Below are 15,022 nucleotides of genomic sequence, written 5' to 3'. Positions count from 1 at the left end.
TCATCGCGTGCTATCGACTGTATGCCTGCGGCATCCTTTTTCTTTTGGATGCGATAAAAATGAGTAAAACAACAACCCCGCTGTTTGCCTTCAGTGCAACGGCGATTTTCCTCTGGGCGCAAAATGGCTTTGCACAGAGAAGTGATGATGCGCTCATCGTGACGGCTAATCGTTTTCAACAGCCGGTTTCGTCGGTGCTGGCTTCAACCTCGGTGGTGACACGGGATGAGATTGACCTGTGGCAGGCAAAAAATCTGGTAGACGTGCTTCGTCGCCTGCCCGGCGTGGATATTGCGCAGAATGGTGGGATTGGGCAAAGTGCGTCAATGTTTGTGCGAGGCGCTGAAGCGCGCCAGACATTGATTCTTGTGGATGGCGTGCCCTTTGCCAGACCGGGCATCACCGGTGCAGCGGACTTCAATCTGATTCCGATCTCCCTTATACAACGCGTTGAATTCATTCGCGGGCCGCGCTCCTCCGTCTATGGCGCTGATGCCATTGGCGGAGTGGTAAACGTGATTACTCAAAATCCACAAAATCACAATGTGCTTTCTGCAGGCATGGGGTCAAAGGGATATCAGGAATACAGCGGTGGCATAAACCAGAATGTGACCGACCAAACCCGCCTTACCGTCGCCGGTTCTTATCAGGCAACCAATGGCTATAACATCCAGCCTGATTCGATGTCTCCAGCCGATCGCGATCGTGATGGCTGGCGCAACAAAGCGTTCTGGGCAGGGGTTGAGCATAAGTTCAATGACATGTTTTCCGGTTTCTTTCGTGGTTATGGTTATGCGGCGAATACTGACTACGATGCTGGCTTTCCGGGCGGATCGGATGAGCAGCAGATTTATAACCACGCCTTTGATACCGGCCTGCGCTTAACTAAAGGTGATTATTCTTCTCAACTGGTCGCCAGCTACCAAAAGTACAAAATATATAATTATGTTGGCGCTGAGGGACGTTACGCAGACTCCAATACGCTGGATGATATGGATCAGCGCAATCTTCAATGGGGGAACGCCTTCGCAGTCGGTTATGGCACGGTGAGTACCGGGATTGACTGGCAGCGGCAAGCGTTGAGCTCAGTAGGCCAACTCTTTTCTGGCCAGCCCAGAGAAACGGACCGCTATAAGCAGGATAATACCGGGGCATATCTGACGACGCAGCAGCAATTGGGCATTGTTACGCTTGAAGGGGCTGTCCGGGGAGACGATAACCAGGATTATGGCCGTCATGGTACCTGGCAAACGGCGGCTGGATGGGAGTTTGTGCCGGGTTATAAGGCATCGCTCTCCTATGGCACCGGTTTCCAGGCACCGACGCTGGGGCAGCTTTATGGCCAAAAGCATTTTGGCATTAGCGCCAATCCCGATTTGCAGCCTGAGAAATCAAAACAATGGGAAGCTGCGCTCGAAGGGTTAAGTGGCCCCGTTAACTGGCGGCTGGCGGCCTACCGTAATCATGTCACGAACCTGATTGACTATGCGTCCGATCCGGTGACACTCCAGGGCGGCTATTTCAATCAGAAAGCGGTGACAATGAAAGGTATTGAAGCCACCGCGGACTTTGATACGTCCTTCCTGCATCATCAAATCACCTTAGGCTATCTTGAGGCCCGACGCGATTCGGATGATGAAGTCCTGGCTCGCCGGTCTCGTCAACAGATGAAATATCAGTTGGGTGTAACGGTTTATGAAGCTGATATAGATGTTATTTACCAGTATTTTGGCAAGCGTTATGACAATAACACGAGCCAGTACACGAGTGAGCAGCGCCGTTTGCCGGCCTACAGCACCGTTGATCTCGCCGTATCGTATCCTGTCACATCACATCTGACCGTTCGTGGTAGAATTGCCAACCTGTTCGATAAAGATTACGAGACAGCGTATGGCTACCAGACTCCAGGAAGAGAGTATTACCTTAACGGAAGCTACAGCTTCTGACCTGCGCCCGACTGTGCTGGTGTTTGATTCCGGCGTAGGCGGGCTTTCTGTCTATGATGAGGTTCGGCAACTCCTGCCGGACCTGCATTATCTTTATGCGTTCGATAATGCCGGTTTTCCTTATGGTGAGAAAACCGAGACCTTTATTGTCGAGCGCGTTGTTGCGATGGTTGATGCCATTACTCGCCGTCATCCCATTTCTCTCGTCATTATTGCCTGTAATACCGCCAGCACCGTCACTTTGCCTGCATTACGTGAGCGATTTGCCTTTCCGGTTGTCGGCGTTGTACCGGCAATCAAACCGGCTGCACGCCTTACACGTAACGGTGTGGTCGGGCTGCTGGCGACGCGCGCAACGGTCCGGCGTTCGTACACGCATGATCTGGTGTCGCAGTTTGCTAAAACCTGCAAGATTGAAATGCTGGGCTCAGCCGAGCTGGTGGAGTTAGCCGAAGCCAAGCTTCATGGCGATAAGGTTTCACTGGATGACGTCAGGCGCATTGTGCAACCCTGGTTACGTATGACGGAGCCACCGGATACTGTCGTATTAGGCTGCACGCACTTTCCTTTACTTCGCGATGAGCTTCAGCATGTCCTGCCTGAAGGTACGCGTTTGATTGACTCCGGTGCCGCAATAGCCAGACGTACTGCCTGGCTACTGGACAATGAAGCACCCGAAGTCCGCTCGCCGGATCAAAACATGGCGTTTTGCACTGAGCTGGATGAAGAGGCGGCGCAATTATCGCCGGTTTTACAGCGTTATGGCTTCCCGTTGCTTGAAAAACTGGCGCTTTAGCGGGTTTTCGCTGAAAAAAACAGCACTCGGAAAATTAATTGAAATTAGCCCTTGTCAGCTTCGAAGAACTCCCTATAATGCGCCTCCACTGACACGGCACAACGGAATACGAAGCGCCGGGTTGAGTAAGGTTCAGAATCATTCGAACCGATGAGTTTAGCAAAAATAAGTGCTTGACTCATAAAGCGGAAAGCGTAATATATGCAGCCCGCGCCACAGAGAAGTGTGGCACTGCTCTTTAACAATTTATCAGACAATCTGTGTGGGCACTCGCAGGATTGATATCCGCGTCTCCGGACGCAAAAAAATATCAAGTCTTAAGAGTGAACACGTATTGAAATTCATTACGACGTTTTCCTTGAGCATCGCTGCACTGGTTGCAGCAAATCAAACTTTAAATTGAAGAGTTTGATCATGGCTCAGATTGAACGCTGGCGGCAGGCCTAACACATGCAAGTCGGACGGTAGCACAGAGGAGCTTGCTCCTCGGGTGACGAGTGGCGGACGGGTGAGTAATGTCTGGGAAACTGCCCGATGGAGGGGGATAACTACTGGAAACGGTAGCTAATACCGCATAACGTCGCAAGACCAAAGTGGGGGACCTTCGGGCCTCACACCATCGGATGTGCCCAGATGGGATTAGCTTGTAGGCGGGGTAACGGCCCACCTAGGCGACGATCCCTAGCTGGTCTGAGAGGATGACCAGCCACACTGGAACTGAGACACGGTCCAGACTCCTACGGGAGGCAGCAGTGGGGAATATTGCACAATGGGCGCAAGCCTGATGCAGCCATGCCGCGTGTATGAAGAAGGCCTTCGGGTTGTAAAGTACTTTCAGCGGGGAGGAAGGTGTTGAGGTTAATAACCTCAGCAATTGACGTTACCCGCAGAAGAAGCACCGGCTAACTCCGTGCCAGCAGCCGCGGTAATACGGAGGGTGCAAGCGTTAATCGGAATTACTGGGCGTAAAGCGCACGCAGGCGGTCTGTTAAGTCAGATGTGAAATCCCCGGGCTTAACCTGGGAACTGCATTTGAAACTGGCAGGCTTGAGTCTCGTAGAGGGGGGTAGAATTCCAGGTGTAGCGGTGAAATGCGTAGAGATCTGGAGGAATACCGGTGGCGAAGGCGGCCCCCTGGACGAAGACTGACGCTCAGGTGCGAAAGCGTGGGGAGCAAACAGGATTAGATACCCTGGTAGTCCACGCCGTAAACGATGTCGACTTGGAGGTTGTTCCCTTGAGGAGTGGCTTCCGGAGCTAACGCGTTAAGTCGACCGCCTGGGGAGTACGGCCGCAAGGTTAAAACTCAAATGAATTGACGGGGGCCCGCACAAGCGGTGGAGCATGTGGTTTAATTCGATGCAACGCGAAGAACCTTACCTACTCTTGACATCCAGCGAACTTGGCAGAGATGCCTTGGTGCCTTCGGGAACGCTGAGACAGGTGCTGCATGGCTGTCGTCAGCTCGTGTTGTGAAATGTTGGGTTAAGTCCCGCAACGAGCGCAACCCTTATCCTTTGTTGCCAGCGATTCGGTCGGGAACTCAAAGGAGACTGCCGGTGATAAACCGGAGGAAGGTGGGGATGACGTCAAGTCATCATGGCCCTTACGAGTAGGGCTACACACGTGCTACAATGGCGCATACAAAGAGAAGCGACCTCGCGAGAGCAAGCGGACCTCATAAAGTGCGTCGTAGTCCGGATCGGAGTCTGCAACTCGACTCCGTGAAGTCGGAATCGCTAGTAATCGTGGATCAGAATGCCACGGTGAATACGTTCCCGGGCCTTGTACACACCGCCCGTCACACCATGGGAGTGGGTTGCAAAAGAAGTAGGTAGCTTAACCTCCGGGAGGGCGCTTACCACTTTGTGATTCATGACTGGGGTGAAGTCGTAACAAGGTAACCGTAGGGGAACCTGCGGTTGGATCACCTCCTTACCTGAAGATACCTTCGTGCGAAGTGCTCACACAGATTGTCTGATAGAAAGTCACGAGCAGAAAAAACCTCTACAGGCTTGTAGCTCAGGTGGTTAGAGCGCACCCCTGATAAGGGTGAGGTCGGTGGTTCAAGTCCACTCAGGCCTACCAACTTCGCACTCATGCTGCGTTATGTCTCCGGCTCGCATAGTTCACTATGCTTCGCGGACACACGCCTTGCCTGAGCACGAAGTGCATTTCTCATGAAGTGCACGCAGTTGAGTGGTGGTAGTGGTCTCTGCAGTAACTGTATGGGGCTATAGCTCAGCTGGGAGAGCGCCTGCCTTGCACGCAGGAGGTCAGCGGTTCGATCCCGCTTAGCTCCACCATACTTGCTGTTTTTTTCTGACAATACTTCAGAGCGTACCGGTAACGGTGTGCTGCGAAGTATTATGCTCTTTAACAATCCGGAACAAGCTGAAAATTTGAAACGACGCACGTCGTGTTCCTCCGTAATAAGGAACACAGCACGATGCGTTCGGGTCTCTCAAAAGCTCACGACACGCAAGCGCAAAACGCCTGTGGGTTGTGAGGTTAAGCGACCAAGCGTACACGGTGGATGCCCTGGCAGTCAGAGGCGATGAAGGGCGTGCTAATCTGCGATAAGCGCCGGTAAGGTGATATGAACCGCTACAACCGGCGATACCCGAATGGGGAAACCCAGTGTGATTCGTCACACTATCATGCAGTGAATACATAGCGGCATGAGGCGAACCGGGGGAACTGAAACATCTAAGTACCCCGAGGAAAAGAAATCAACCGAGATTCCCCCAGTAGCGGCGAGCGAACGGGGAGGAGCCCAGAACCTGCATCAGCTTGTGCATCAGTGGAAGCGTCTGGAAAGTCGCAGGGTACAGGGTGATACTCCCGTACACAAAGGTGCACAGGCTGTGAGTTCGATGAGTAAGGCGGGACACGTAGTATCCTGTCTGAATATGGGGGGACCATCCTCCAAGGCTAAATACTCCTGACTGACCGATAGTGAACCAGTACCGTGAGGGAAAGGCGAAAAGAACCCCGGCGAGGGGAGTGAAACAGAACCTGAAACCGTGTACGTACAAGCAGTGGGAGCACCTTCGTGGTGTGACTGCGTACCTTTTGTATAATGGGTCAGCGACTTATATTCTGTAGCAAGGTTAACCGTATAGGGGAGCCGCAGGGAAACCGAGTCTTAACTGGGCGTTAAGTTGCAGGGTATAGACCCGAAACCCGGTGATCTAGCCATGGGCAGGTTGAAGGTTGGGTAACACTAACTGGAGGACCGAACCGACTAATGTTGAAAAATTAGCGGATGACCTGTGGCTGGGGGTGAAAGGCCAATCAAACCGGGAGATAGCTGGTTCTCCCCGAAAGCTATTTAGGTAGCGCCTCGTGAACTCATCTCCGGGGGTAGAGCACTGTTTCGGCTAGGGGGCCATCCCGGCTTACCAACCCGATGCAAACTGCGAATACCGGAGAATGTTATCACGGGAGACACACGGCGGGTGCTAACGTCCGTCGTGAAGAGGGAAACAACCCAGACCGCCAGCTAAGGTCCCAAAGTCATGGTTAAGTGGGAAACGATGTGGGAAGGCACAGACAGCCAGGATGTTGGCTTAGAAGCAGCCATCATTTAAAGAAAGCGTAATAGCTCACTGGTCGAGTCGGCCTGCGCGGAAGATGTAACGGGGCTAAACCATGCACCGAAGCTGCGGCAGCGACGCGCAAGCGTTGCTGGGTAGGGGAGCGTTCTGTAAGCCGCTGAAGGTGTGCTGTGAGGCATGCTGGAGGTATCAGAAGTGCGAATGCTGACATAAGTAACGATAAACAAGGTGAAAAACCTTGTCGCCGGAAGACCAAGGGTTCCTGTTCAACGTTAATCGGAGCAGGGTGAGTCGACCCCTAAGGCGAGGCCGAAAGGCGTAGTCGATGGGAAACAGGTTAATATTCCTGTACTTGGTGTTACTGCGAAGGGGGGACGGAGAAGGCTATATCGGCCGGGCGACGGTTGTCCCGGTTTAAGCGTGTAGGTGTGTGCGCCAGGCAAATCCGGTGCACTTTACACTGAGGCGTGACGACGAGGCACTACGGTGCTGAAGTGATAAATGCCCTGCTTCCAGGAAAAGCCTCTAAGCATCAGGTAACACGAAATCGTACCCCAAACCGACACAGGTGGTCAGGTAGAGAATACCCAGGCGCTTGAGAGAACTCGGGTGAAGGAACTAGGCAAAATGGTGCCGTAACTTCGGGAGAAGGCACGCTGGCGCGTAGGTGAGGGGACTTGCTCCCGGAGCCGAGGCCAGTCGAAGATACCAGCTGGCTGCAACTGTTTATTAAAAACACAGCACTGTGCAAACACGAAAGTGGACGTATACGGTGTGACGCCTGCCCGGTGCCGGAAGGTTAATTGATGGGGTTATCCGTAAGGAGAAGCTCTTGATCGAAGCCCCGGTAAACGGCGGCCGTAACTATAACGGTCCTAAGGTAGCGAAATTCCTTGTCGGGTAAGTTCCGACCTGCACGAATGGCGTAATGATGGCCAGGCTGTCTCCACCCGAGACTCAGTGAAATTGAAATCGCTGTGAAGATGCAGTGTACCCGCGGCAAGACGGAAAGACCCCGTGAACCTTTACTACAGCTTGACACTGAACACTGAGCCTTGATGTGTAGGATAGGTGGGAGGCTTTGAAGCGTGGACGCCAGTCTGCGTGGAGCCGTCCTTGAAATACCACCCTTTAATGTTTGGTGTTCTAACGTGGGCCCGTGATCCGGGCTGCGGACAGTGTCTGGTGGGTAGTTTGACTGGGGCGGTCTCCTCCCAAAGCGTAACGGAGGAGCACGAAGGTTGGCTAATCCTGGTCGGACATCAGGAGGTTAGTGCAATGGCATAAGCCAGCTTGACTGCGAGAGTGACGGCTCGAGCAGGTGCGAAAGCAGGTCATAGTGATCCGGTGGTTCTGAATGGAAGGGCCATCGCTCAACGGATAAAAGGTACTCCGGGGATAACAGGCTGATACCGCCCAAGAGTTCATATCGACGGCGGTGTTTGGCACCTCGATGTCGGCTCATCACATCCTGGGGCTGAAGTAGGTCCCAAGGGTACGGCTGTTCGCCGTTTAAAGTGGTACGCGAGCTGGGTTTAGAACGTCGTGAGACAGTTCGGTCCCTATCTGCCGTGGGCGCTGGAGAATTGAGGGGGGTTGCTCCTAGTACGAGAGGACCGGAGTGAACGCACCGCTGGTGTCCGGGTTGTCACGCCAGTGGCACTGCCCGGTAGCTAAGTGCGGAAAAGATAAGTGCTGAAAGCATCTAAGCACGAAACTTGCCCCGAGATGAGTTCTCCCTGAGACTTTAAGTCTCCTGAAGGGACGTTGAAGACGACGACGTTGATAGGCCGGGTGTGTAAGCGCAGCGATGCGTTGAGCTTACCGGTACTAATGACCCGTGAGGCTTAACCTTACAACGCCAGAGGCGTTTTGGGTTGAGAGACAGAAGAATTTTCAGCCTTGTTTACCGGATAACGCCGTGCGGCCCGAGAGGGCGGTGCGGCAGACAGAATCTGCCTGGCGGCTGTAGCGCGGTGGTCCCACCTGACCCCATGCCGAACTCAGAAGTGAAACGCCGTAGCGCCGATGGTAGTGTGGGGTCTCCCCATGCGAGAGTAGGGAACTGCCAGGCATTAAATTAAGACCAGCACGCTGGTCATGACCTTACCGGTGACGCGGAAGGGCGAAACACCTGACAGCAGAACGTTTTTCTGCGATCAGTACAGAATCGGTGGAGCGGTAGTTCAGTTGGTTAGAATACCTGCCTGTCACGCAGGGGGTCGCGGGTTCGAGCCCCGTCCGTTCCGCCACCCTTTTTAGGGGCGTAGTTCAATTGGTAGAGCACCGGTCTCCAAAACCGGGTGTTGGGGGTTCGAGTCCCTCCGCCCCTGCCAGAAAAAGAAAAATCCTTTGCGTATGCGAAGGATTTTTTTTTGCCTTAAGAAAAGCAAAACAGAAAACCAGCCAGCAAAGACTGGCTTAATCCTCGCTTTCTTCCCTCTCTTTAATTCGGCACGACTGGAAACTTCAGCAACTGACGGATATACGTCTGCTGATCACTGTTTTGCAGCCATACCGCATACAAAGGCCGCACCGCCACAGACGTATCGGGCATCACTATCAGGTCGCTGTACAAGCTTTGCCAGAACTCGGGCAGAAACGCGCAGGCTCCTGTCGTGTGCAACAATTCACGCGTCACCTGTGCTGATGTCGTTGTTAATACCGGAACATCGTCCCCGCCGGAAAGATAACTTTGGTGCTGATGAAAGTCCGCGCCCCATTCCAGCTTAATATAGTCATATTTCTCACGCTTTTCGGTCTGCCGGGAACGAAACAGTGCCAGCGAGATATGACCTATCTGCTGGCTGGTCAATTCATCCATCTTTGGTGCTTCCGTCGTAATCAATAAATCCAGTTGGCGTTCATGCAACTGTTTAACTAACAAATGACGCTGCGCCACGCGCGCTTCCAGGTGCAGACTTTCCCTGTTTTCGTAGAGTGTCTGAAGCCATGGCGTCAGATAGGCTTCCCAAAGTGAGGCGCTGGCACCAATGGACAGCTCATGATGCTGCTGCGTGTGAGACACTTCTTTCTTCGCCATAAGCCAGGTGTTCATCAGACTTTCCGCGTAAGGCAAAAGACGCTCACCTGCCGAGGTCAAACGGATGTTGTTGCGGTGTCGGGTAAAAAGATTCACTCCCAGTTGGTTTTCTAACTGGCGGATGCGAAAACTGACAGCAGACTGCGTTAAGTAAAGTGCTTCTGCAGCACGCCCGAAATGGCGAGTTCTGCTCACTTCCAGGAAAGTTTTCAGTAATTCCGTATCCACAGCCTTCTCCCAAAATTTGTTTGTCGTATAGATTTAAATGTTTTGTTTTACACTCTGTCAAGCGTATCTAATACTCCGCGCCATAAATAGCACGGCCATAAGAGAAACAGGAGCGTGTAACATGGCGGAAAGCTTCTCAACGGAAAATCGTTTCTTTGATAACAAACATTACCCACGCGGATTTTCGCGTCATGGGGACTTTACGATTAAAGAAGCACAGCTACTTGAACGCCACGGCGTCGCGTTTAATGAGCTGGATCTTGCCAAACGTGAACCAGCGACAGAAGAAGAGCGTTTGTTCATCGAGGTATGTCGTGGTGTCCGTGAGCCGCAGACGGAAGCAGAACGTGTCTGGTCCAAATACATGACCCGTATCAAGCGTCCTAAGCGTTTTCACACGCTGTCAGGCGGTAAGCCACAAATGGATACCGTTGAAGACTACACAGAAAGCGACGATTAATGAAAAGGGGCGAAAGCCCCTTTTTACTGCAGGTTGTTATGAAGATAGGTCATGAGGCGGTCAATGCTTCGGTAACTGACGGCTTCCTGCAAATGATAACGGCTGATCGTCTCTTCACCGGCCAAATCGGCCACCGTGCGCGCCACTTTCAGGATCCGCTGCCAAGCCCGTACTGATAAGCCCAACTGATTTAAAACAGACTCCAGCCACTTCGCATCCGCAGAACAAAGCGCACACCACCGTAATACCTCCGCATTAGCTAAATGAGCGTTGATTTTTCCTGAACGCGCTATCTGTCTTTGCCGGGCAACAAGCACGCGCTCGCGTACCGCCACAGAACTTTCTCCCGTCTGCTGTTGCTGGCCTAACAGTCCCGGCGGTAGCAATGGCACCTCCAGCGACAGATCAAAGCGATCAAGAAAGGGGCCGGAAAGTTTGCTGAGATAGCGTAAAATCTGCTGCGGCGAGGTGCGGTTATGCTGTCCCTGATAGTGTCCTGTCGGACTGGGATTCATCGCAGCGACTAACTGAAAACGTGCAGGGTAAACCACCTTAGCCCTGGCTCGCGAAATCGCGACTTCACCGGACTCAATGGGTTCGCGCAACGCATCCAGAACGCTGCGCTGGAATTCAGGCAATTCATCTAAAAAAAGCACTCCATTATGGGCCAGCGAGATCTCGCCGGGACGGGGCAATGCGCCACCGCCAATGAGCGCATACAGTGAAGCACTATGATGAGGGGCCCTGAACGGCCTTTTACGCCATGAATGATGCACAGGGCCCGCATTACTCAGGCTGGCTATCGCTGCGCATTCTAAGGCCTCCTGATCGCTTAATGGCGGCATGATGCCCGGTAAACGAGTGGCAAGCATGGTTTTGCCTGTGCCTGGCGGTCCGATCAGCATCAGGTTATGTCCACCGGCCGCCGTGATCTCCAGGGCACGGCGTCCTTGTTCCTGCCCGACAATATCGCGAAGATCGTCTGTGATTTCGTCGGTGTTATCGGCGTGGGCGGTGGCAATCGTGAGTTCACCCCTGTTGTGTAAGAAAGCACAAACGTCGATCAAATGGGCGGCTACCAGCGTTGAGCCTTTACGGATTAAACCCACATCAGTCTGGTTTTCTGCTGAGAGAATCAACTGCCTGCCAGCTTTAATCGCCGCAAGGGCAGCCGGAATGGCGGCCTGTACACCACACAGAGCGCCGTTTAGCGCCAGCTCGCCCAGAAACTCATATCCGCCCAGCTTCTCTGCAGGGAGCTGTTCAGACGCGACCAGAATGGCGACAGCCATGGGCAAATCGTAGCGCCCGCCTTCCTTAGGCAGATCGGCCGGGCCCAGATTGATGGTGATTCGCCGGGCAGGGAAGTCAAAGCCGCTGTTAATGATGGCGCTACGGACACGTTCGCGTGCCTCCTTGACGGTAGTTTCCGGTAAGCCCACCAACGTCAGGGCAGGCAATCCGTTGCTGATATGGACTTCAATAGTCACCAGCGGCGCATCAACCCCGATGGCTGCACGTGTCAGAACTTTTGACAAAGACATGGCCGCTCCCAAATGCGGCAAGTCTGCCCTGGCGCTTCAATGACGGCGAGGGCCAAAAGGACAAAATGTAAGCTGCGCCGTGATTTTTTTGCGCACTATACATCCGCACGCTTTTTTTGTGGAACCGGACTTTGAACGCGGTATAACCGCATCGGCATGGTTTTTTTGTCAAAGTCGGGGCTCAATAAAATAATCTTTTAATTACAAATTGATAACGAAAGAACGCAATGGGCCGCAATAAAAAACCTGATAAAAAATATTGTAATTAGCCTACTAACTATGATAACTCTGTAGGCATTACTTCGAACGAGTTAAAGAATCGAATACGTTATGAAAGCCCTTCTACTAGTGATTAGCCTTGTCGTGATTAGCGTGGTGGTGATTATTAACCCACTGTGCGGGGCAACGCTTGGAGCAAGAAAGGCTTAAAAATCAAGCCAGAACTCTAAAAAACCCCCCGCACCGAAAGGTCCGGGGGTTTTTTTTTGACCTGGCAAAATTCAGTAAATCTGCAAGGAACAAACAATGAACAGTAGCATAAAATTCTGTTGTTCCCCTCAGGCGACAGGAGAATAACGATGACAGGTGCACAATGGGTAGTTCAGGCTTTACGCGCACAAGGCGTTGATACCGTATTTGGTTACCCTGGCGGCGCCATCATGCCAGTGTACGATGCGCTATACGACGGCGGCGTCGAACACCTGTTGTGCCGTCACGAGCAGGGCGCGGTGATGGCCGCAATCGGCTATGCCCGTTCAACCGGTAAAACCGGTGTCTGCATTGCCACTTCGGGCCCCGGTGCAACAAATCTGATCACCGGCCTGGCTGATGCCATGATGGACTCCGTGCCGGTTGTCGCGTTGACCGGTCAGGTCGCTTCTGCCTTCATCGGTACGGATGCCTTTCAGGAAATCGATGTTCTCGGTCTGTCGTTAGCCTGCACCAAACACAGCTTCATGGTTGAATCGCTGGATGATTTGCCTTCCGTGATGGCCGAGGCGTTCGCCATTGCGCAGTCGGGTCGCCCCGGGCCGGTATTAGTCGATATCCCAAAGGATATTCAGCTGGCAAAAGGGGAACCTTCACCGCAGTTGATGCCGGTGGAAGAAGCGATGTCGATGCCGCATCAGGCAATTATTGACGCGCGGGCAATGATGGCGCAGGCCAAAAAACCTATGCTGTATGTCGGCGGTGGCGTCGGCATGGCGCAAGCGGTACCGGCACTGCGCGCGTTGATGCAGGAAACCGGCATTCCCGCTGTTGCCACGCTGAAGGGCCTGGGAAGTGTGGATGCCGACAGCGAATGTTATCTGGGCATGCTGGGCATGCACGGCACTAAGGCCGCTAATCTGGCCGTCCAGTCCTGCGACCTGTTAATCGCGGTGGGTGCCCGTTTTGACGACCGCGTCACCGGTAAACTGGACACCTTCGCCCCGCTGGCCAGCGTGATCCATCTGGATGTGGACCCTGCAGAACTGAATAAGCTGCGCCGTGCACATGTGTCGCTGCAAGGCGATCTCAACCATGTCCTGCCGGCCCTGAGCCAGCCTTTACAGATTCAGGCGTGGCGCGACGAAGTCATGGCGCTGAAAGCACAGCATGCGTGGCGCTACGATCATCCCGGTGAAGCCATCTATGCGCCGTTATTACTGAAACAATTGTCCGATCGCAAACCGGCAAACACTGTTGTTACCACCGACGTAGGTCAGCATCAGATGTGGGCGGCCCAGCATATAGCCTGTGACGCGCCTGAAGATTTTATCACCTCCAGTGGCTTAGGCACCATGGGCTTTGGCCTGCCTGCGGCAATCGGCGCACAGGTTGCGCGCCCTCACGATACCGTCATCTGTGTCTCGGGCGACGGCTCGATCATGATGAATATTCAGGAACTGGGCACCATTAAGCGTGGCAAACTGCCTGTGAAAATTCTGCTGCTGGATAACCAGCGTCTGGGCATGGTTCGCCAGTGGCAGCAGCTGTTTTTTGACGGTCGCTACAGTGAAACCATCCTGACCGATAACCCCGACTTCCTCACGCTGGCCAGCGCATTTGATATCCCGGGCCAGCGAATCACCCGTAAAGATCAGGTCGACGCCGCAATCGATGCTCTGCTGAACAGTGAAGGTCCTTATTTCCTGCACGTGTCAATTGATGAGCATGAAAACGTCTGGCCATTGGTACCGCCCGGTGCCAGCAACGCCAACATGATGGAGAAAACCGTATGAACCAGCATCAATTGTCTATCGAAGCGCGCTTTCGACCTGAAATATTGGAACGCATTTTACGTGTAGTACGCCATCGTGGCTTTCAGGTGTGTTCAATGAACATGGCGACTGTGGCTAACGCCGAAAACATTAATATCGAAATGACCGTTGCCAGCCAGCGCTCTGTCGATTTACTGTCTTCCCAGTTAAGCAAACTGATGGATGTCGCCTGCGTCCAGATTCAACAACAGACATCACAACAAATCCGCGCGTAGTCGCGAAAGGAAATAATAATGAGCACCAAGAAAGCAGATTTCATTTGGTTCAACGGCGAAATGGTTAAGTGGGAAGAGGCGAAAGTCAGCGTGATGTCTCACGCTCTGCATTACGGCACCTCGGTATTTGAAGGCGTGCGCTGCTACGACTCACACAAAGGCCCGGTCGTCTTCCGTCACCGCGAGCACATGCAGCGTCTGCACGATTCCGCCAAAATTTACCGTTTCCCGATCAAGCACAGCGTTGATGAACTGATGGAAGCCTGCCGTGAAGTGATTCGCGTGAACAACCTGAAAAGCGCCTACATCCGTCCGCTGGCTTTCGTGGGCGATGTCGGTCTGGGCGTGAACCCGCCGGATGGCTTCACCACGGATGTGATTGTTGCAGCGTTCCCGTGGGGCGCTTACCTGGGCGCTGAAGCGCTGGAAAACGGCATTGATGCCATGGTGTCTTCATGGAACCGCGTTGCGCCAAACACATTGCCAACCGCAGCAAAAGCGGGCGGCAACTATCTGTCTTCCCTGCTGGTAGGCAGTGAGGCGCGCCGCCATGGCTATCAGGAAGGCATTGCGCTGGATACCAATGGCCTGATTTCAGAAGGCGCAGGCGAAAATCTGTTTGAAGTGAAAGATGGCGTGCTGTTTACCCCGCCGTTTACCTCCTCTGCACTGCCGGGCATCACCCGCGATGCCATCATCACGCTGGCGCGTAATATGGGCATCGAAGTGCGTGAACAGGCACTGTCTCGTGAATCTCTGTACCTGGCTGACGAAGTCTTTATGTCCGGCACGGCGGCAGAAATCACCCCGGTACGCAGCGTGGATCGCATTCAGGTTGGCGAAGGCAAATGTGGGCCCGTCACCAAACGCATTCAGCAGGCATTCTTTGGCCTGTTTACCGGCGAGACCGAAGACAAATGGGGCTGGCTGGACCCGGTTAACGCATAACCAGACCTTGCGCGGATG

Annotated in this window: 9 protein-coding genes, 4 tRNA genes and 3 rRNA genes; 14 read left to right on the top strand and 2 right to left on the bottom strand. The window is 53.4% G+C overall.

Annotated features, from left to right (window positions below; genetic code table 11):
* Positions 1 to 59: 59 nt before the first annotated feature.
* The 9 genes from btuB (at position 60) to C1N64_RS02275 (ending at position 8,638) form a co-directional block, all read left to right on the top strand.
* Positions 60 to 1,946: a TonB-dependent vitamin B12 receptor BtuB gene (btuB, locus tag C1N64_RS02315; protein WP_394515211.1), complete on the top strand. Its 1,887-nt coding sequence runs from the start codon at positions 60 to 62 to the stop codon at positions 1,944 to 1,946.
* Entirely contained in the window at positions 1,891 to 2,742 is an 852-nt protein-coding gene (murI, locus tag C1N64_RS02310) for a glutamate racemase (RefSeq protein ID WP_205958973.1), read from the top strand. The genes btuB and murI overlap by 56 nt, the downstream gene beginning before the upstream one ends.
* Before the next feature lie 396 nt (positions 2,743 to 3,138).
* Positions 3,139 to 4,680, top strand: a 16S ribosomal RNA gene (locus C1N64_RS02305).
* 73 nt (positions 4,681 to 4,753) lie between these two features.
* Positions 4,754 to 4,830: transfer RNA gene (locus C1N64_RS02300), tRNA-Ile, on the top strand.
* A gap of 142 nt (positions 4,831 to 4,972) precedes the next feature.
* Positions 4,973 to 5,048, top strand: a tRNA-Ala gene (locus C1N64_RS02295).
* A gap of 203 nt (positions 5,049 to 5,251) precedes the next feature.
* Positions 5,252 to 8,157, top strand: a 23S ribosomal RNA gene (locus C1N64_RS02290).
* Between the two features lie 103 nt (positions 8,158 to 8,260).
* Positions 8,261 to 8,376, top strand: a 5S ribosomal RNA gene (gene rrf / locus C1N64_RS02285).
* The 16S, 23S and 5S rRNA genes sit together here with 4 tRNA genes alongside, the layout of an rRNA operon.
* 101 nt (positions 8,377 to 8,477) lie before the next feature.
* Positions 8,478 to 8,554: transfer RNA gene (locus tag C1N64_RS02280), tRNA-Asp, on the top strand.
* An 8-nt stretch (positions 8,555 to 8,562) separates the two neighbouring features.
* Positions 8,563 to 8,638, top strand: a tRNA-Trp gene (locus C1N64_RS02275).
* Between the two features lie 110 nt (positions 8,639 to 8,748).
* Here the strand turns inward: C1N64_RS02275 and hdfR are convergent.
* Positions 8,749 to 9,573, bottom strand: coding sequence for an HTH-type transcriptional regulator HdfR (gene hdfR / locus C1N64_RS02270; RefSeq protein WP_006121164.1), 825 nt, complete (start codon positions 9,571 to 9,573; stop codon positions 8,749 to 8,751).
* Positions 9,574 to 9,694: 121 nt separating this feature from the next.
* On the opposite strand from hdfR, the gene C1N64_RS02265 reads away from it, so the two are divergent.
* Positions 9,695 to 10,033: a DUF413 domain-containing protein gene (locus C1N64_RS02265; protein WP_006121163.1), complete on the top strand. Its 339-nt coding sequence runs from the start codon at positions 9,695 to 9,697 to the stop codon at positions 10,031 to 10,033.
* Between the two features lie 23 nt (positions 10,034 to 10,056).
* Here C1N64_RS02265 and C1N64_RS02260 read toward each other — a convergent pair whose 3' ends face one another.
* Complete coding sequence (locus C1N64_RS02260) at positions 10,057 to 11,577, bottom strand: YifB family Mg chelatase-like AAA ATPase (RefSeq protein WP_006121162.1); 1,521 nt, start codon at positions 11,575 to 11,577, stop codon at positions 10,057 to 10,059.
* Between the two features lie 330 nt (positions 11,578 to 11,907).
* Between C1N64_RS02260 and ilvL the strand changes: the two genes are divergently transcribed.
* The 4 genes from ilvL (at position 11,908) to C1N64_RS02240 (ending at position 15,004) form a co-directional block, all read left to right on the top strand.
* Positions 11,908 to 12,006 (top strand): ilv operon leader peptide, encoded by a 99-nt coding sequence (gene ilvL / locus C1N64_RS02255; protein WP_071785161.1) that lies wholly within the window; start codon positions 11,908 to 11,910, stop codon positions 12,004 to 12,006.
* A gap of 149 nt (positions 12,007 to 12,155) precedes the next feature.
* Positions 12,156 to 13,802, top strand: a complete 1,647-nt coding sequence (ilvG, locus tag C1N64_RS02250; RefSeq protein WP_006121161.1) for an acetolactate synthase 2 catalytic subunit — start codon at positions 12,156 to 12,158, stop codon at positions 13,800 to 13,802.
* Positions 13,799 to 14,056: an acetolactate synthase 2 small subunit gene (ilvM, locus tag C1N64_RS02245; RefSeq protein ID WP_006121160.1), complete on the top strand. Its 258-nt coding sequence runs from the start codon at positions 13,799 to 13,801 to the stop codon at positions 14,054 to 14,056. Before ilvG ends, ilvM begins: the two co-directional genes overlap by 4 nt.
* A gap of 18 nt (positions 14,057 to 14,074) precedes the next feature.
* Positions 14,075 to 15,004 (top strand): branched-chain amino acid transaminase, encoded by a 930-nt coding sequence (locus C1N64_RS02240; RefSeq protein WP_033738329.1) that lies wholly within the window; start codon positions 14,075 to 14,077, stop codon positions 15,002 to 15,004.
* The last annotated feature ends 18 nt before the right edge of the window (positions 15,005 to 15,022 follow it).

The organism is Pantoea sp. SGAir0215 (assembly GCF_043543215.1).
Note: the sequence above shows the minus strand (reverse complement) of the source record. Positions and strands in the feature narration are given on the sequence as shown.

Bases quoted from the DNA above. Each gene is read 5' to 3' on its own strand.
- ilvL (WP_071785161.1), top strand. From the start codon at position 11,908: ATGAAAGCCCTTCTACTAGTGATTAGCCTTGTCGTGATTAGCGTGGTG.
- btuB (WP_394515211.1), top strand. From the start codon at position 60: ATGAGTAAAACAACAACCCCGCTGTTTGCCTTCAGTGCAACGGCGATT.
- C1N64_RS02260 (WP_006121162.1), bottom strand. From the start codon at position 11,577: ATGTCTTTGTCAAAAGTTCTGACACGTGCAGCCATCGGGGTTGATGCG.
- ilvG (WP_006121161.1), top strand. From the start codon at position 12,156: ATGACAGGTGCACAATGGGTAGTTCAGGCTTTACGCGCACAAGGCGTT.
- ilvM (WP_006121160.1), top strand. From the start codon at position 13,799: ATGAACCAGCATCAATTGTCTATCGAAGCGCGCTTTCGACCTGAAATA.
- murI (WP_205958973.1), top strand. From the start codon at position 1,891: ATGGCTACCAGACTCCAGGAAGAGAGTATTACCTTAACGGAAGCTACA.
- C1N64_RS02240 (WP_033738329.1), top strand. From the start codon at position 14,075: ATGAGCACCAAGAAAGCAGATTTCATTTGGTTCAACGGCGAAATGGTT.
- C1N64_RS02265 (WP_006121163.1), top strand. From the start codon at position 9,695: ATGGCGGAAAGCTTCTCAACGGAAAATCGTTTCTTTGATAACAAACAT.